The 18,918-nt window shown below is 51.2% G+C and carries 14 protein-coding genes; 12 read left to right on the top strand and 2 right to left on the bottom strand.

What is annotated here, in order from left to right:
- The first annotated feature begins 229 nt into the window (after positions 1 to 229).
- The 12 genes from JOD24_RS14910 (at position 230) to JOD24_RS14855 (ending at position 15,971) form a co-directional block, all read left to right on the top strand.
- Positions 230 to 571, top strand: coding sequence for a phage holin family protein (locus tag JOD24_RS14910; protein WP_429247246.1), 342 nt, complete (start codon positions 230 to 232; stop codon positions 569 to 571).
- A 112-nt stretch (positions 572 to 683) separates the two neighbouring features.
- Entirely contained in the window at positions 684 to 1,715 is a 1,032-nt protein-coding gene (locus JOD24_RS14905) for a PucR family transcriptional regulator (RefSeq protein WP_429247235.1), read from the top strand.
- 279 nt (positions 1,716 to 1,994) lie between these two features.
- Positions 1,995 to 3,104, top strand: a complete 1,110-nt coding sequence (locus JOD24_RS14900) for an ABC transporter ATP-binding protein (protein WP_429247234.1) — start codon at positions 1,995 to 1,997, stop codon at positions 3,102 to 3,104.
- 398 nt (positions 3,105 to 3,502) lie between these two features.
- Positions 3,503 to 4,420, top strand: a complete 918-nt coding sequence (locus JOD24_RS14895) for a CDP-alcohol phosphatidyltransferase family protein (RefSeq protein WP_429247233.1) — start codon at positions 3,503 to 3,505, stop codon at positions 4,418 to 4,420.
- Between the two features lie 101 nt (positions 4,421 to 4,521).
- Positions 4,522 to 5,457, top strand: a complete 936-nt coding sequence (gene hprK / locus JOD24_RS14890; protein ID WP_380165516.1) for an HPr(Ser) kinase/phosphatase — start codon at positions 4,522 to 4,524, stop codon at positions 5,455 to 5,457.
- A gap of 427 nt (positions 5,458 to 5,884) precedes the next feature.
- Complete coding sequence (gene lgt / locus JOD24_RS14885; protein WP_380165518.1) at positions 5,885 to 6,793, top strand: prolipoprotein diacylglyceryl transferase; 909 nt, start codon at positions 5,885 to 5,887, stop codon at positions 6,791 to 6,793.
- Entirely contained in the window at positions 6,790 to 7,743 is a 954-nt protein-coding gene (locus tag JOD24_RS14880) for a nucleoside recognition domain-containing protein (RefSeq protein WP_429247232.1), read from the top strand. Before lgt ends, JOD24_RS14880 begins: the two co-directional genes overlap by 4 nt.
- Entirely contained in the window at positions 7,740 to 8,411 is a 672-nt protein-coding gene (gene ppaX, locus JOD24_RS14875; RefSeq protein ID WP_429247231.1) for a pyrophosphatase PpaX, read from the top strand. The genes JOD24_RS14880 and ppaX overlap by 4 nt, the downstream gene beginning before the upstream one ends.
- Positions 8,408 to 8,893 (top strand): acyltransferase, encoded by a 486-nt coding sequence (locus tag JOD24_RS14870; protein ID WP_429247230.1) that lies wholly within the window; start codon positions 8,408 to 8,410, stop codon positions 8,891 to 8,893. Before ppaX ends, JOD24_RS14870 begins: the two co-directional genes overlap by 4 nt.
- Positions 8,894 to 9,213: 320 nt before the next feature.
- Positions 9,214 to 12,267: an efflux RND transporter permease subunit gene (locus JOD24_RS14865; RefSeq protein WP_429247229.1), complete on the top strand. Its 3,054-nt coding sequence runs from the start codon at positions 9,214 to 9,216 to the stop codon at positions 12,265 to 12,267.
- Positions 12,268 to 12,583: 316 nt separating this feature from the next.
- Positions 12,584 to 13,906 carry a vWA domain-containing protein gene (locus JOD24_RS14860; RefSeq protein ID WP_429247228.1) on the top strand — a complete coding sequence of 441 codons (1,323 nt, stop codon included), beginning with the start codon at positions 12,584 to 12,586 and terminating at the stop codon, positions 13,904 to 13,906.
- Positions 13,907 to 14,297: 391 nt separating this feature from the next.
- Entirely contained in the window at positions 14,298 to 15,971 is a 1,674-nt protein-coding gene (locus JOD24_RS14855; protein WP_429247227.1) for a CocE/NonD family hydrolase, read from the top strand.
- Here JOD24_RS14855 and JOD24_RS14850 read toward each other — a convergent pair.
- The gene (locus JOD24_RS14850) at positions 15,943 to 16,812 is read right to left on the bottom strand and encodes a phosphotransferase (protein WP_429247245.1); all 870 of its coding nucleotides are present in this window, start codon (positions 16,810 to 16,812) and stop codon (positions 15,943 to 15,945) included. The two genes, JOD24_RS14855 and JOD24_RS14850, sit on opposite strands and share 29 nt — an antisense overlap.
- Before the next feature lie 197 nt (positions 16,813 to 17,009).
- Positions 17,010 to 18,413 carry an esterase-like activity of phytase family protein gene (locus tag JOD24_RS14845; RefSeq protein WP_380165534.1) on the bottom strand — a complete coding sequence of 468 codons (1,404 nt, stop codon included), beginning with the start codon at positions 18,411 to 18,413 and terminating at the stop codon, positions 17,010 to 17,012.
- Between the last annotated feature and the right edge of the window lie 505 nt (positions 18,414 to 18,918).

The following is an 18,918-nucleotide window of genomic DNA, read 5'->3' as shown; positions in this document are numbered from 1 at the left end:
TCCTCCTTTCTTGTGTATCTGATTCCAAACTATTCGATACTTGGCTGGACGGAAAGGCGTTTGAAACCTTTGGAGGAAGAATCCGCAAATGGACGTCTGTCAGCTCACTCAGGAGGTCTTCAGTCGGCGAGGATCGTTTCAAACTCAGAAAAAAGTCAGCTTGCACCAGAATGGTTAGGTTGGGATACTATAAGAAATAGAAATTTGTGAGGAGGTATGAAAGTTGGGAATGATTATCCGTCTGTTATTGAACGCTTTAGCAGTCTTGCTGGCTGCCCAGCTGATTCCGCAGATTGAGGTGGAGGGATTTGGCACGGCTCTGTTGGTGGCGTTAGTGCTGGGAATGATCAATACATTTATCCGTCCGGTGATCGTTTTCTTGACACTGCCGATCTCCTTTATCACTTTGGGCCTGTTTATATTTGTGCTGAACGCACTCCTGTTTTGGGTCACCGGTATGCTGGTACCCGGATTTACCGTGGGTGGGTTCATCGGTGCCCTGTTGGGTTCCATCTTGGTCAGTGTGATCTCCTGGCTGTTAAATGGGATCTGGAAGGGGTTGCGGGATTGAAAAATCACGGCGGGAGAAACAGGAGGCTGTTCTCCCTTCGAAGGAGCGGGGTCGCTCCTTCTTTTTTATCTGTTTTGAGTGAAATACTGGAGTGAAGATGGGAGGGAGTTTTTTGCGAGATAGGAGGTTTTCCCGACTGGCGAGTCGATTGGAGGAGGCCTTGGGAAAAAGAGTGAAGGTTTTGCAGGAGGAACTGTCGCAATCCTCTGTTTCGGATTCCTTTCCCTTGGACCGAGCCTACCGGTTGTGGGTGAAGGGTGGGCTTACCGAGCAAGAAAAAGCACTTGTCCACCTCTTTCTGGAGGAGTGGAGACAGAACTGGCTTCGAGCATCGGACTCAGCGGAACCCCCAGCCATTTTGGAGAGGTGGTTGCAACTGACAGAGATTCGTGGAGAATCCTCCCCTCCTCCGCTGTCAGTGGAGGAGCTATTCCAAGAGGAGCGGGTTCCCTTTTTGGCAGTTCATTCGGTCCTCTCTTGCGAGAGGATGAGCAGTTTGAAAAAGGTGGTGAGCAGTTATTTTGAGGGGCGAGCCTGGTTGGTTCCCCTTGATGGGGGAGAATCGCTTCTCCTGTTGCCTCTTTCCTTTATTCATGGCGAAGGGCCACAGAGGTGGGAAAGAGGGCTGGAAGAAGCGGCTTGGGGACTAGCGGAAGTGATCACCACAGAAGCGGGGGAGGATGTGAAGGTGGTGGTTCATCCAGGGATTCATGAGGCCCACCTTTTGCCCCGGGCGATAGCGGTGTTGCGGGACACCTGGCGGCTGGGTCGAATCTATCTCCCCGGAGATCTGGCGTACACCACCTGGCAATTTTCTTTGGAGAAATTGCTGGAATCGCTGGATGAGGAAGTAGTAAAACAATATTTTGCGGATCTGCCCATCTCCCCTTTCTGGGAGGATGAGGAGCTATGCCGAACACTGGAAACCTTTCTGGAACAGGATCTCAATGTGAGTGAAACCGCTCGCAGGATGTTTATCCACCGAAATACATTGATTTATCGTCTGGATCGGCTCAAGCAGGAAACCGGTCTGGATGCCCGTCGCTTTGAAGATGCCTTTCGGATCCGGTTGGTTCTCCGGTTGTCCCGCCGTTGCCGGTCATGGGCAAATTGCAGGACTGTTGATGAACCATCAAGTGGATGATGGGAACGAAACGACTCTTTCGCTCTTTCCATTGCCCCCCATCATAAAATACCGCTTGAGGGGACGGGGAGGGTGGGACGGCTCCGATCTCTTGCAAAGAGTGCAAAGGCTCTTCACCCTCCCACCATCCCGACCTGTTTTCCTGCCTGAAATAGAGCTAATCAACACGCCTGGGCAAATTGCTCAAATGAAGCCGTGAATTTTTGGTCGCCTTGCCGGTGGAGCCCCTTCTCTGCTCGAGGTACAATGGGAGAAACGGAGAATGAAAGGGGTTTCATCATGGCACAACTCAAACTGAATCATATCTACAAACGTTACGGGGATGTCACGGCAGTGGATGACTTCAACCTGGAGATCAAGGACCAGGAATTTTTGGTGTTGGTCGGTCCCTCAGGTTGCGGAAAGTCGACCACTCTCCGTATGGTTGCCGGTTTGGAGGAGATTTCAGAAGGGGAATTATATATCGGCGATCACATGGTGAACGATGTACCCCCGAAGGACCGGGACATTGCGATGGTGTTCCAAAGCTACGCACTCTATCCGCATATGAATGTATTTCAAAACATGGCGTTTGGTCTTAAACTTCGCAAATTTAAGAAAGATGAGATTAACAAACGGGTGCGGGATGCGGCCAAAATCCTGGATATCGAACACCTGTTGGACCGCAAACCGAAGGCTCTCTCTGGTGGACAACGACAGCGGGTCGCTCTCGGCCGGGCCATTGTCAGGGAGCCCCAGGCATTTTTGATGGACGAGCCCCTGTCCAATCTGGATGCCAAACTCCGGGTACAGATGCGGACTGAGATCAGCAAATTGCATCAGCGGCTGAAGACCACCATTGTCTATGTTACTCATGACCAGACGGAAGCGATGACGATGGGGGATCGGATCGTGGTGATGAAAGATGGAGTAATCCAGCAGGCGGACACGCCCACCGAGATCTATCAACATCCCGCCAATGTGTTTGTCGCCGGATTCATCGGATCTCCATCGATGAACTTCATTCACGGACGCCTGGAGGAAGAAAGCGGAGCGGTTCACTTCAAGGGAAGCGGTCTGGATGTCAAGATCCCCGAGGGGAAAGGGAAGATTCTGCGAGAACAAGAGAAGATAGGCCAAGAAGTGATCTTTGGAATCCGCCCCGAAGACATCCATGATGAGCCCCTCTTTTTGGAGTCAGCTCCAGAAAGCTGTTTTACAGCTCAGGTGGAAGTAGCGGAAAACATGGGTTCGGAGATGTATCTCTATTTATCAGGGCTCACTGAAGAATGGGTGACCGCTCGGGTGAATGCTCGTACCGGGTTTGCCGCTGGTAATCAGGTGAAACTGGCTTTGGATATGAATAAAGTGCACGTCTTTGACAAGGAGACGGAAGTCGCCTTGTTCTGATCCCGCTTTAGGGGAGCATAAAGAAAAAGCGGTTCCTTTTTATCAAAGGACCGCTTTTTAGTTGGAAAGGTGCGATATATAAGAAAAGAACGAAAGGGAATATCGCCCTGCTATGGAATAATTATAAGAGAGGTCCAATTCGACCAGGCGTGTTGATTAGCCCTATTTTAGGCGGGAAATAAGGTGGGGATGGCGGGAGGGTGAAGAGTCTTTGCGCTTTTTGCAAGAGATCGTAACCGTCCCACCCTCCCCGTCCCCTCAAGCGGTATTTTATGATGGGGGGCAATGGGAAGAGCGAAAGGGTCGTTTCGTTCCCATCATCCACTTGATGGTTAATCCAGCCCTGCAATTCGACCTAAGAGGAAAAAAGAAAGAACAAATTTAGGGAGGTCAATTGCATGCATTCTTTGGAGGAAGTGAAAGAGAAAACGTACAAAAAACGAGATGCTTGGTGGACGGTGTTCCTGGTGGATCCATTGGCTTCCCGATTGGTGCTCCCCTTGGCCAACCACACCCGTGTCACACCCAACCAGATCTCGTTAGGCGCTTTTTTGCTTGGATGTGTAGCTGCCTGGTTCTTCTTCCGCGCAGATCCGGTATCCCTATGTATCGGTGCTGTTTTGTTTCATTTCAGCTTTGTACTGGACTGTATGGATGGAAAAATTGCACGCTTAAAAGGAACTGGATCCATTTTTGGAATGTGGCTGGACTATATGTTGGATCGAGTGCGAGTAGTGATTTGCGGTCTGGCATTGATGGCGGGACAGTTCCAGTTAACCGGTGATTTGACATATTTGGCCCTGGCGATCGTGATTATCTTCATGGATATGTTGCGTTATATGGATGCTTTGCAACTGTATAAACTCCGCCGTGAAATGCGGAAAAAAATACGTCAAGCCAAGCGGGATGCACGGCAGACCCTTGAATTAGAGGGAATCGAAACTTGGGAGGAAGAGGAAGAATCTGATTCCCAGCTCGAGGAGCAGACTAAGAAAAAAGTGGATCTCAACCAAGCATTTAAAAAAAATTTTGGTTGGTATCTGAAGGTGAGAGACCGTCTGGAAGAAGCGCGAGTCCGTCCCCACTTGTTCAGTGGGATTGAGTTTCAGATGTTTGTTTTTATAGTAGGTCCGATTACGGGTTTGATCACGGAATCGGTAGTGATCAGCGCTATCATCCTGTTTGTGTTTGAATTGGCGATTATCTATAAGATGTGGTTAAGCACCCGGGATCTGAAAAGGGAGCTGGAACAGATCCAGAGCGGAGAGTTTTTCGCAAGAGATCACGCGGTTTCAACTGGATCCGCTGAGGTGTAAGAACCCTTTGACAGCCCACAGGGAAAAAGGTATTCTGCAACTGAAGGGGCGGCCGGACTCCCGGCCGCTTTTGTTGTACGTGGACGGAAAGGAGCTCGGGGATGGGAAAATCAGTGAGGGTGGAAGAGCTGATAGCACAGTTTGGCCTGGAGATTCACGGGGGTAAAGGCGGTTTGGATCGGGAGTTGGTCACCAGTGACCAGTATCGTCCCGGGTTGGAGTTGGCCGGTTTTTTCACCTATTATCCTGCGGAACGTCTTCAGATGTTGGGGCGGACGGAGCTTACCTTTATCAGGGGGTTGTCTGAGGCGGTTCGGAGACAACGGTTTCAGTTTCTCTGCAATGATCAGACCCCCTGCTTCTGCATCACTCGGGGAGAAGAGGTCCCACCAGAGCTGGTGGAAGCAGCGGAAGCGAAGCAAATTCCGGTTTTGTCCACTTCGATTTCAACCACCCGATTTGGGAGTAAAGTGACCAGCTATCTGGAAAAGCGGCTGGCACCCACGACCACCATGCACGGGGTGTTGGTGGATATATACGGGGTAGGAGTCTTAATCACGGGAAGCAGTGGAATTGGGAAAAGTGAAACCGCATTGGAACTGGTGAAACGGGGACATCGGTTGGTAGCAGATGATGCGGTGGAGATCCGGCAGGCAGAGGAGAATGATCTCGTGGGGCATGCCCCGGAGTTGATCCGGTATCTACTGGAGATTCGAGGATTGGGAATCATCAATGTGATGACTCTCTTCGGGGCGGGAGCGGTACGGGATTACAAGAGAATCTCCATGGTGATCCAGCTGGAAGCTTGGCGGGAAAACACGCAATACGATCGGCTCGGGTTGGATGAAGATCGGATACGGATCATGGATACAGAGATCCCACTTCTGACCGTTCCCGTGCGACCCGGCCGGAACTTGGCGGTGATCGTCGAAGTGGCGGCGATGAATTTCCGCCTGAAACGGATGGGTTACCATGCTGCTCAACACTTTTCCGAAAAATTGAACCAAAATCTGGATGACCCCGAGGATTTTGACTAGGGTCTGGAAAATCCATTCAGTGTAGAAGGAAAGAGGGTTCGCCCAGTGCCTCAAAATAAGCCGCACCTTGGAAGCCTGTGAAAACAACAAAGGGAGGGTGAGGTTTCACAGGGAGTGACTTGGCTTGCAAGAACTTTGGTGCCGCCATGTGAAACCGCATCCCGACCGGCTCGGCACTAGAACGTGTCTGGCAATTCAGTGTAGAAGGAAAGAGCAGTGGGGGATCCTTTTTGCAAGAGATCAGGGACGGTCACATAGGTCTGCCCCCCGGCCCCCTGAAACCGGAGCCCCGCTCTCACAAGGCTCCGGTTTCAGGGGGGCCAAGAGGATCACGATGGCTTCGCTTCTCTGCGTTTCATTTCCGCCGCAAGTAAGTTAAAATGAGTATTGACTTTTCAATGAACGCGACACAAAGGAGGAGCCATGCATGCAGTTTGCACAGGCAATCGATCCGGTCGCCGTCTCATTGGGCCCGATTCAGGTCCACTGGTACGGCATCATTATGGGTACAGCAGTTCTGCTCGGGCTGTGGATCGCTATTCGGGAAGGGCAGCGCCACGGGCTCGACAGTGAGCTGTTTCTCGATATGATGATCTGGGTGATCCCGGCGGCGATCGTGGGTGCCCGCCTCTATTATGTAGCCTTTGAGTGGGAGTATTATTTGCAGAATCCCGGCGATATCATCGCCGTCTGGAAAGGGGGGCTGGCGATTCACGGGGGCTTGATCGGGGCCCTGATCGCCGGAGCCTTCTTTGTGAAGAAAAGGGGAGTCCCCTTTCTGCAGATCGCGGATATTGTAGCTCCCAGCATCATATTAGGGCAAGCTATCGGCCGCTGGGGCAATTTTATGAACCAGGAAGCCCATGGGGGGGAAGTCAGCCGACAATTCCTGGAGGGATTGTACCTGCCTGATTGGCTGATCGACCAGATGAATATACAGGGTGCTTATTACCATCCGACTTTTTTGTACGAATCCCTCTGGAATGTGGCCGGCTTGGTGATCTTGCTTCTGTTGCGACGGTGGAATCCACGGCGGGGTGAGATCTTCTTCACCTATCTCATCTGGTACTCTTTGGGGCGTTTCTTTATCGAAGGATTGCGGACAGACAGTCTGACTTTTGAGGGCCCGGCTTGGCTCGCCTCTTTCTTGAACGGGATCTGGTCTCCCATGAAGGTTTTGTTTGAACCGGGAATGATGGCCGACGGCAATATTCGGATTGCCCAGTTGGTCAGCCTATCGTTGGTGTTGTTGGGGATCCTCTTCGTCCTGGTTCGCCGGATGAAAGGCTGGGCTAAAGACCCCTATCTGCAATCAAAGGAGAACGTGTCAGGTTGAAACGGATTCAGTGGAAACAGGGGGTCCAATCCGGGCTGAACACTTCCTGGGAGCTGGGAAAGGTGATCTTTCCCGTTACACTACTGGTCAGCGTATTGCAACATACGCCAGTGATTGATTGGTTTGTGCAGGGACTGACCCCCATCATGTCCTGGATCGGGTTGCCAGGGGAGGCGGCCATTCCGCTGGTTCTGGGAAATCTGTTAAACCTCTATGCCGGGATCGGAGCCATCCTCAGTCTGGATTTAACGGTGAAGCAGGTCTTTATCCTGGCCGTAATGCTCAGCTTTTCCCACAATTTACTGGTGGAGTCAGCAGTTTGCCGTCGGGTGGGAATCTCCGCCTTCCTGGTGATGGGAGTGCGAATCTCGCTGGCTCTCCTATCTGCCGTTCTGATTCAGTGGTCTTGGAATGGCGGGGGTGAGGCAGCGGCGTATGGGCTGATCTCGGCTACTCCGGCAGCTCCCCAGGGGGGCTGGGAAACGGTTGGGGCAGCCTTACAAACGGCGGTGATGGGTGTATTACAGATGGCGATCGTGGTGTTCCCCTTGATGATCGGTATCCAGATCCTGAAAGATCTCCGCTGGTTGGAACGTTTTGCCGATGGGATGAAACCGGTGTTGCTTCCCTTGCGGATCGACCCTCGAGGATCGGTGATCATGGCTGGGGGACTCCTCTTCGGTTTGGCGATGGGAGCGGGAGTAATCATCGAACAGGCTCGGGAAAAGCGATTTACCCGGCGGGAGATGACGGTGATGGTTCTCTTTCTCGCCGCTTGCCACGCCGTTGTAGAGGACACCGTGATTTTTATTCCCTTGGGAATCAGTGTTTTGCCGCTGCTCCTGATCCGATTTGGAGTGGCTGTGTTGCTCACTCTGTTGCTGGCCTGGTTTTTGCGGGGTTCCAAACCGGCGAACCAGCAGGTGACAGCGGGAGGTGATTGTGCGTGAAGTTCCACACGGTTCTGTTTGATCTGGATGGTACGCTACTCAACACGACGCCACTGATCCTCTCTTCCTTCCTCCATACGTTGCGTTGTCATTGTCCAGAGAAAGAAATCGGTGAACCAGAGGTGATGGCTTGTCTGGGGGAACCTCTGTGGGACCAGATGGTTCGCTTTGGAGGAGAGGAACGAGCGGAAGCGATGGTTCAAACCTATCGGGAGCATAATGTGGCCCACCATGATGATTTGGTGGAAGCTTTCCCAGGGGTTCCTGAGGTATTGGCAGAATTACAGAAACAGGGATTGGATATGGCCGTAGTTTCCAACAAACAGAGGCAGACGGTGGAGATGGGGTTGAGGCTTTGTCAATTGGAGGAGTTCTTTGCTGAGGTGATCTGTTTCGGGGAAGCGAAGAAAGCGAAACCCGACGGAGCTCCGATTCGGTTGGCGATGGACCGGCTGCAGGCCAAGCCGGCAACCACTCTCATGGTAGGCGACTCCAAATATGACTTGCTGGCGGCCCAGGATGCAGATGTCTCCGGGGCCGGCGTCGCCTGGACCGTCCACGGGAGAGAGTCTCTGTTGGCTTATCAGCCGGAATTCATGTTGGAATCCATGGAAGATCTCTATGAGATCATCGGCTTGCCACCCGTGGAAAGTGACGGGAAAAGATGAGGAGAACCGAGCGTTATCCGGTGAAAGACAGTAACTCACTTTGGCAACTCTACCGGATTCTCCCCCTTGCCAAGGTGTTTCGTAATGCCCTTGTGGGTGAGGTTTGCCGATTTATTCCTGTATTCTCCTGGAAAAATTCTTTATACCGCCGCTTGCTCGGCATGGAAGTGGGGGAGAAGACGGCTTTTGCATTCAAGGTGACAGTGGATCTGCTCTATCCGGAACGGATCCGGATCGGACACGATACGATTATCGGCTACAACACCACGATTCTCACCCATGAATATCTGATCGAAGAATACCGGGTGGGAGACGTCCAGATCGGGGACTCGGTCATGATTGGAGCCAATACCACCATCCTGCCGGGGGTTCGGATCGGAGATGGGGCAGTGGTGGGAGCCGCTTCCCTGGTCAATCGGGATATCCCCCCTGGCGCCTTTGCCGCTGGCAATCCCGTCCGGATCATCCGGGAAAAAAACTAGTCAGCCCACTCCCGTCGGTTGACCTCAATCGACGGGGATTTCTGTTTTTTTGCCGGGAAGTATCAGGTTCCTTTCGGAGTTTGCGGAAAGAGGGTCCCCTCCGGTTTTTTAAAAGGAGAATATTTGGTAGCTTGTGGGGGTATAGAGGGAAGAAGGGTTTCAGCCTCAATTCAGGATGCAGAAGTTCTTGGAATAATTGGATTCAGTTGATCTATGGGACCGGTGGATCCGTCTCCGTATTCGGAGTTGACGGTCGGGGCATGAAGTCATGATGAATCATCATAATTCCAGATCTAGATATGGAAACGGAGGAAACATTGATGTGGTTCGCCCGATCAGCCATCCGGCGGCCGGTGTTCACCACCGTGGCGGTCATTATCGTCTTGGTGATGGGCTTTGTCGCCCTCAATGATCTAGAGACCGATTTGTTGCCGGATATTCAGCCTCCGGTAGGGGCCGTGGTCGCTTCTTATCCAGGGGCAGGGCCAGAGGAAGTCGTGGAGAAAGTGGCGAAACCTCTGGAGAAACATCTGGGCACACTGCCCGGACTGAAAAATATCCAGAGTCAGACACGGGAAGGGTCGACCCTGATTTTACTGGAGTTTGAATGGTCCCAGGATATCAACCAATTGCAAAACGATGTGATTTCCCGGATCAATCAAACTCCATTGCCCGATGATGTGGACACACCGAGTTTCCTGAAATTTGATCCCTCCACTTTTCCCATTGTCCAACTCTCGGTGATGACCAAGGGAACTTCCGACAAAGAATTGCGGGAGGACATCGACCAGATCAGTCAGAATCTCTCCCAGTTGCCGGGAGTGGCCAGTGCCGATGTTTCCGGTTTGAGGGAGAGTCAGATCCGGATCTCGCTGGATGCTGAACAGATGAAAAAATATCATCTTTCCCAGTCGGATATCCAAGAGCGGATACAAGGGACTGAGATCAGTCAACCTGGAGGAATCATCCATAAAGGGGATCAGGATCTGACAGCGCGGGTCTCTTCCGAACTGACCAGTCTCAAGCAAATTCGGGAATTGGAGTTGGCTGTGGATCCCCGCACGGGAAAGAAGACCACCCTGGATGATGTGGCTGATGTCCGCATCAGTAAAGAAGAGAAAAATATCATTACCCGCACCAACAACAAGCCCAGCATCGGGATCAATCTGTTTAAACAGTCGGGAGCCAATACAGCTGAGGTTTCCCAGGATGTGCGGGAGGAACTGGAGCAGCTGAGCAAAAAGCTGGATGTGGATACCCATATCATCTTCGACCAGGGGAAATATGTGGATATGTCCATTCAGAATGTGAGCAGCACCATGGTGATCGGCGGCATCTTGGCGATGTTGGTGCTCTTCCTGTTCCTCCGTTCTTTCCGCAGTCCCTTGATTATCGGCGTGGCGATTCCGCTCTCGATCGTCACCACATTTGTCCTAATGTACTTGTCTGACTTCACCCTGAATATTATGACCCTGGGTGGTTTGGCCCTGGGGATCGGGATGCTCGTGGATAATTCCATCGTGGTGATCGAAAGTATCTATCGACACCTGCAGCAGGGCGAAGACAACAAGCAAGCTGCGATCAAAGGAGCCGGAGAAGTAGCGGCGGCTGTGACCGCTTCTACAGTGACAACCGTCTTTGTCTTTGTACCGGTCGTCTTTGTCAGCGGTATGGTCGGTCAACTGTTCAAGGAGTTTGCCTTTACCGTTTCCTTCAGTCTGTTGGCTTCTCTGCTGGTCTCGCTCACCCTTGTGCCAGTGATGGCCGCTAAAATGATGAAAAAGCCTAAAGGAGACTGGAAGGAACAACAGAAAAATAGCCGTTTTTACCGTGGCTTCCGTGGGTTGTTGAACTGGTCTCTCGCTCACCGGTTCACGGTGCTGCTGATCTCCCTCGCCCTCTTGGGAGCCGGTGCAATGGGCGTGCGCAGTGTCGGGACGGAATTTCTCCCCGCTTCGGACGAGGGTGTGTTCACTGTGGATGTGAAGATGCCCGAAGGAACCGGGCTGAACAAGACACAACAAGTCTCCGCTAAGATGGAATCGATTCTGGGCAAGGACAAGGATATTAAAAGCTACCAGGCTTCCATGGGAAGCAGTCTAAATTCACTTTCCGGGGAGGGTGGACGAAACATCTCCCAAATCTATGTCCAAGCCGTAGATCGTAGTGAGCGGAACCGATCCACCCGGACGATTATCAATGATCTGCGGCCGAAACTGGCCCAGGTGGATCCGGATGTAGAGGTGGAATTGCGGGAGCAATCCTCCTTTGAAGTTGCGGGAGCCCCCAATACCTTGGAGTTCCGGGTGAGCGGGGAGAAAGAGGATTTAGAAAAATGGTCGGGCAAAATCCACTCCACCCTCCAGGGGATGGATCGGGTTCGGCAGGTGACGGACTCTGAAAAGGAAACGAAACCGGAATTGATGGTAAGTGTTGATCGGAAGCAGGCACAGAAGGAAGGACTGGCCCCGGCGCAAATCGTGACGGCGGTCTCCGATGCTACCCGCGGGCAAGTGGTGACTCAGACTGATGTGAAGGAAGGCTCTTATGATGTGTTCCTCCATTATGAGGATGAGTTGCGCGACTCGCCAGACGAGTTGAAGAAGCTCCCGATTCAAACACCCACAGGTGGAACCGTCCCGCTGTCCAAAGTGGCGGATCTGGAAGTGAAACAAGGTCCGATCACAGTCAACCGGAGCGATCTGTTGGATAGTATCGAATACAAGGTGCAATATGACGGATCCGATCTGGGGGCATTGGAGCAAGAGGTGCAGCAGGAACTGGACCGCATCTTACCCTCCAATTTAACAGTGAAATTTACCGGAGGCGCTGAACTGCTCAAGGATGCGATGAATGATTTGCTGTTGGCAGTGGTTCTGGCCATCCTGTTCGTCTTCCTCGTCCTGTCAGCTCAGTTTGAATCCTTCAAGTATCCCTTTGTCATTATGCTGACCTTGCCGCTCATGGCTATCGGTGTCACTGCCGCACTCTGGCTGACGCAGACCCCGGTAGGGGTGACGGCCATGATTGGGCTGATCGTCCTTACGGGGATTGTCGTCAACAATGCGATTGTGCTGGTGGATTATATCAATCAGCTCAAGGCGCGCGGAATCCCCTCTTATGAGGCCATCGTCGAGGCAGGCATCACCCGCTTGCGCCCGATTCTGATGACGGCGACCACTACCGTCCTCGGGTTGGTTCCCCTCGCTCTCGCGTGGGGAGAAGGGACGGAAATCCAACAACCCATGGCGATCACCGTCATTGGAGGCCTCTTCTCCAGTACTCTTTTAACCCTGGTGGTCATCCCTGTCATCTACAGCTGGTTTGACCCGGCCACCCGCCGCATGAAAAAAGCAACTCAAGAAGCCAAATGACCTCGTGCCTCCCTGGCTGTATCCGGTATAAAGAACACCCGGCAACTCACTTGGGTTGCCGGGTTGTTTTTTGCACAGCGCCCCAGCTGTTGTATGATCGCTTAATCAGAGTACGGAGCAACAGCTACAAGTGGGATAAGAAGGGCCGCGATTGCATGAAGCACCCCTGATGACATGGCCTGGAGGGTGGGGCTTTTTTTGTATTCGGAATCCAAATCGTTCTGGAACAGGGATTAAAACTTTCAACCTATTACGTCATCCTTCAAGGTAGGATATAATCGATGTGGAATTTATTATCAAAAAAGGGGCGAAAGAATTGAGGTTCACTAAGGCATGGAAAAACGCTTTTCTTTTGTTTTTTGCTACCGTCATGATTGCGGGCTGTTCCCAGGAAGCCGGAAGTGGTGGCGAGAAGGTGAAGGAAGAGGCGGGTGCAGACAAGCAAAAGATTGCCACCACCATTGAAGAGATCGTGGAGCAGGGTGCCGGCACTTACTCCGGGGACAAGTATGACCAAGCTAAGGTGGAAGCTGAGTTGGACAAAATCCCGCAGGATGCCAGCGATGAGGAAGTCTTCAACACCATCGTCAGCCTCATTGCCGAGGATTACGGGCCAGTGAAGGATGCCTATGACAACTTTGATCCCACCTTTAATGTCTCCGGAGATCAGCCGGGAACAGAGGTAAATGGGCCGGAGGAGAAACAGCACAACGTCACCATCCTGCTGGATGCCAGCGGTAGTATGGCTGCCCGGGTCAGCGGGGGCGAAAAGATGCAGGTGGCCAAGGAGGCCGTCCGCACCTTTACCTCCCAGTTGCCTGAGGGGACCCACGTCTCCCTGATCGTGTACGGACACAAGGGAAGCAACAGCAAAGCGGACCAATCCGAATCCTGCAAGGGGATTGAAGAGATCGTCGAAATGGGCCCCTATGATGAATCCACGTTGCAAAGCAAGTTGGATCCGATCCGGGCGACAGGGTGGACTCCTTTGGCAGGAGCGATGAACCAGGCGGGCCAGCGATTGAAGGAAACCGAGGGTCAGGCTGAAAACAGGATCTATGTGGTAAGTGATGGCTTGGAGACCTGTGGCGGTGACCCGGTGAAAGAAGCTAAATCTCTCAATCAATCCAATATCAAGGCGACGGTCAATATCATCGGCTTTGATGTGGGAAACAAAGAGCATCAGGCCTTAAAGAAGGTGGCGGAAGCAGGCGGAGGAAAGTACTTTTCGGCAAATTCCAAGGCGGAATTAGATACATACTTTCGGAATGAGTATGCAAAATTGAAGTTGGAATGGATGAAGTATGAAGGGGATGTAACAAGTCAGTTTCGATCCCAAGAAGATGATAAAAGAGAGTATCTAAGGAAAACTCACAACTTATACAGAGACAGGTACTATAAAAAAGAATCAAATCGTTTTGATAAGGCTATAACCTATATGAACAAAAAAGGAGACTATCCTAAACTTAGACAGTACAACAAGGATAGAAGAAAAGTAATAAGTGAAAAACTTGGTGCAAGATTTAGTGAATCAATTAAAAAAAGAGATTTGGAAAGACAAAAAATGAGGGAGAAGCTAAAGAGTAAAGTATCCGACCAATTAGATGATCTTGAAGACAAGAGAAATACACACGATTGATTGTTGTTCTTCCCCTCAAGGAGGTGAATAAATGTCCCGCATCGATCTGCGTGTTTTCAACAAACGGGGGAATGTGGCCGTCCAGGGGACGGCTCGTCTCCCTGAGAAGCAAGACCCGCTCTGAAAGGGAGGCTGTGGATCAACTCGAAAATAGGCGGTAAAAGGGATTCATGCACAGCTCAAGCGACCTTTTGGCCCAAAGTGGTTTTCTTAAGGAGTCATGTCAATCACCGCACATGAGAGAGAGCTTGTTCGATCCGATAACCGGACCCGTCCCGCGATTGTCGTCAGACTCGCGGCTTTTTTCTGATTTATCGCCTTTGCAGAGCAGGGAAATCGGCTCATAGACCGAAAAAGAAAAGGGAGTCTCATTGAAAGGGAGGAGAAAATCATGCAGCAACAGCAACAGGAACGGCTGGATGTCCGGATCCATCGAGATGTCCGGGTGCCGATGCGGGACGGGGTGACCTTGTCCACTGACTTGTATCTACCGGAGACGGAGCAACCGGTGCCGGCGATCGTGGTTCGCTCTCCCTATGGGAAAGCGGGAGAGTTCGTCTACCAAACCGCCCCCTATTTTGCCGCCCGGGGATATGGATTTGTCTCCATGGACGTTCGGGGGCGGGGAGATTCCGACGGGGAGTTCATCCCTTATTTCAACGAGGGAGCAGATGGCTATGACGCCATTGAGTGGGCTGCGGCTCAGCCTTGGTGTGATGGGGTGGTAGGGACCATGGGTGCATCCTACCTAGCCCGGATCCAGTGGTTGACCGCCTTGACACAGCCACCTCATCTGAAGGCGATGATCTCCACCGTCACTCCGTCGGACCCTTTTGTAGAGACGCCGACGGGATTGCCAGGACCGCAACATCTCTGTTGGTTGTATATGACCAGCGGCCGGGTGATGCAGGATGTAAACGTGATCGATTGGGAGCAGGTGTATTGGCATCTTCCTCTGTTGACGATGGATGAAAAGACAGGCAAATCTTTGCCTCGGTGGCGGGAGGAAGTAAAACATCCCCGATTGGATGATTGGTGGCGCCGGATCGCCTACCAGGAACGGTTCCATGAGCTGGATCTGCCTGTGTTGCACATCTCCGGCTGGTACGATGATGAACAGGTGGGTACTCCTCTGAACTACGTCGGGATGACCACTCAGGCCCAGACGGACTTCGCCCGGAAGCACCAGAAGCTGGTGATGGGACCCTGGCCCCACCAAGTGAACCGGTCCACCCGGCTGGGAGAGCTGGATTTCGGACCCCAATCTTTGATCGACTTGAACGCCCTTCAACTGCGATGGTTTGATCGCTGGTTGAAGGGGGAGGCCAATGGGGTGGCTGAGGAGCCTCCCGTCAGTATCTTCGTGATGGGAGAAAATCAATGGCGTCAGGAGCGGGAATGGCCTTTACAGCGAACACGTTGGACTCCTTTTTATCTTCACAGCGGCGGACGGGCCAACAGCCGCTTCGGGGACGGACAATTGTCACAAGAGGCGCCGGGGGAGGAGTTGCCGGATCGCTACTCCTACGATCCGGCGGATCCGGTTCCTTTCCTCACGGATCCCACTTCCAACCAGATCGGAGGTCCCGATGATTACTCCGCTGTGGAACGGCGGGATGATGTACTGGTCTACACGACCGCAGCCTTGAAAGAGAATCTGGAAGTGACAGGTCCGATCCGGATGCGACTGTTCGCCTCCAGTTCTGCCCGAGACACCGATTTTATGGTGAAGTTCCTCGATGTGTGGCCCAACGGATTTGCCCAGCGGCTCACTGACGGGATGGTCCGGGGACGCTTTCGCAAGGGGATAGATCACCCGCAATTGCTGGAGCCTGGACAAATCTATGAGTATGAGATCGACTGCTGGAATATCTCTCACCTGTTTCAAAAGGGACATCGGATTCGGGTAGAGGTGGCTTCCAGTGCCTTTCCCAAGTATGACCGCAATCTGAATACCGGGGCGGAGTTGGGACAGAGCACGGAGATGGTGGTGGCAGAGCAGAAGGTCTACCATCATCGGGAATACCCCTCCGCCCTTATCCTTCCGGTGATTCCCCGGGAGTGAGGAGAGCGAGGTGCTGCAGTAGACTCTCCTTCATCTGTTCTCGCTGCAACCCCTTGCGCAATTCATGCCAGTCCTTGGAACGGGAGTGGGAACGACCGAAACAGCGCCGTGCACGTTTGTAGAGACGTTCGGGGAAGGTGAGATGACCGCGGAGGAGGAGCCACTCTTCCCGGCTCAGCGGGATGGAGCAAGCCGATTCATAGGCGGAGAGAAATTGTTGCACCGCATCTGGAGGCCAACCGTAGGGAGCCGCGTGATATTCTAACAGGTGGGCCAAATCCCGGACTCTCTCAGCATAGGCCAGAGTTTCAAAGTCGATCCACCAGAATTGCTCCTGCCGATCCAACATGATATTACGATGTTGAAGGGCATTGTGGCACCAGACGGCGGATTGGGGTTGGGTTTGAAATAGGATATGCAAGGAGACCTCCTGGATCGTTTGCTGGGCCAGTTGACAGCGGGTGGAGAGGAAGGCCAGTTGGGCGGGAGCCTCTGCAGATGCATTTCGGACTTGGCGGCTCCATGTTTCCAGTCGCTTCCCAGCCTTGGCGAGGAGAGCCGGGTGTTTACCCCACCGATTGCGGTCCGGAACGGATTTGGGCGGGGGTAGCCCGGCGGAGGCACGATGGAACTTGGCCAGTGCGACCCCCATTTTTTTGAAGTAGGGGAGGCTGTGTGGAGGGATCTCCTTCGGATCGAGCCATTCCTCCATAAAGTAAAATTCCCCTTGGTGACTTACCAGGAGTTTCCTGGAAGGGGTGGCCACCGGTTCCGGGATCCGTTGAAATCCATTTTCCTTGATATGGCGGAGGCAGCTGGCGATCAAGGGGAGATCGGGCAGTTCATCCGCTCCTGCTACTTTTGGGCAGTTAAAGAGCGGTTTGGCAGAGTCGGGATCAGCACTAAAACGACTTCTGTTGGTTCCTCTTACTAAAGTAAACCGGATTCGTCAACCCGCTTCTAATTCTAATTCCAAAGTAAAAAAACCGATTTCTCCCTCAATCTAGGGAAAAATCGGTTCCGTTTTCACAACCTCCTCTACTTTAGAGGTTTGGGCAATTTGATAGAAAATAAGTGCGTTTTTTCATTGTTTGGTACAACTGTTAATGTTGGATCAGCAGACTGGCCTTTATACGTCAATGTTCCATCAGCATGTAGGGTGTAGTCTTCAATATCGGGTTTTTCGACTTGGTCATCTTTGACATCAAGTGAAACACCAAAATCGTTATCATTTAAAACGAAAATGGTTTGTTTATCAGGAAGAACAGCTAGCCCTTCTGCTTTTTCAGCCTCCCAACCATGCTTTCTTAGATCGATAATTTTTTTCTTCTTAATGGGTTTGAATTTTTTCAGTTTGGAAAGATTATCACTGTATTCCAATTCTCGGCCATCTACCTTCATTTCAGAAATATCCGTGGCACCTTTTAAATCGATGAGATAAAGAAGGTTACGCATTTTTTTATCCTTTGTTTTACCCTGTTCAATCAACACAAACTTTGAATTGGATATGGCAAACATATCACCAATCTTAGCATCTCTGCTATTTTTATATGCTTTCACATCATGTGGGTAGGCGAATAACTTTGTTTTACCTGTTTGAGGATCTAATTCGACGATTTGAATGAACGAAGCTGTATTTTTTGTTTTACCCTTAATATCCAATGTACTTTGTACTGAGGCATACACTTTACCGTTTGGTGTGATCGATAGCGCTTCGAATCCGCGGTTTGGCTGGCGGTATTTTAGAGTACTTGGAAGGCCGTCACCAGGCATGTATTTCTTTAATTGTTTCCCATTAGAATCAAATTGGGTGATAAATGGACCATATTCATCAGCAATCCAAAAATTACCGTCTTTATCTACTGCGATCGCTTCAGGGTCTTGCCCATTTTTGTCAAATGGGAGCTTTTCAAGGTTTTTACTTAGTGCCACTTCATTTGTAGAACCGACGCTACCAGGTTCCATTGGCAGACCTGAAATATCTTGACCCTTTGCATCTTTTAATGTGATTGTTTCGTTAACAATAACCCCATTCTTTGTAACAGTAGCAGTCCCAATTTGGGGAGTAAAGTGAGGGGTTGGAAACAGTATTGTTTTAGCTTCTTGAGCTTCATCTTTGTATTTGGGACCATCCGCATTGGGTCCTCGATCTGTTAGAAAATAGAGTTCTAAGTCCCCATTTTTTTTCAATGATTTAATTGTCATACCAGAACCTAAACCAATTGGCAGTCCATCGGGAAATAAAGCTTTGTTTTTACTATCATAAGGCACGTTTAATGACTTATCCACTTTTATCACATGTTTTGTAATAATAGGGTCCTTTGGTTTCTTATTTTTATTATCCTGTGGGTTGGAATCTTGTTGATCAGCAAAAGATGGGATCAAAATAGAAAGCGAAACAACCGCGGCTAAGCCCAGAGCTACTAAGGATTTTTTATGCATGACCTATCCTCCTCCATGATGATTGAACGGAGCCTATTATAGCAGGATTTCTAGGGTGAAATGATCCATTTACAAATAGTTAATAAAAATACTGCGAGATTTCAACAATACAGGCAGAAAATGCTCCCTCGCTATAGTACATAGGATAGGATATGAAATTATTGGAATCACAGGGGCGTCGTATTTGTCCCCAGTCGATTAGAGGGTCTTTTTTAATTTGGATGCATGGGAACAAGAAAACCTTGCGCAATCCGACGTGTATGTCATGCAATATCGAAAGGGATCCAATCGATCAGGATGGTTCTTTAAAGTTCAAAGGAGACATGTTATCGGTGACCTGCGTTTTTAGATATGGAGGAACAGGCGTGTTGATTAGCCATATTTTGGATGGGGAGATCGTGTTCACCCATGCGACCGTTGCCATCCGGCAAGGAAGTGAAAACTGGCCGCTCCAAATCTTCCGATCGGGCAGGGGCAAAGCCTTACGGAAGCAACACAGGGAAGA

This window comes from Kroppenstedtia sanguinis (genome assembly GCF_050433445.1).
Lineage (GTDB): Bacteria > Bacillota > Bacilli > Thermoactinomycetales > DSM-45169 > Kroppenstedtia > Kroppenstedtia sanguinis.
This window is presented reverse-complemented; position numbering and strand designations above follow the sequence as displayed.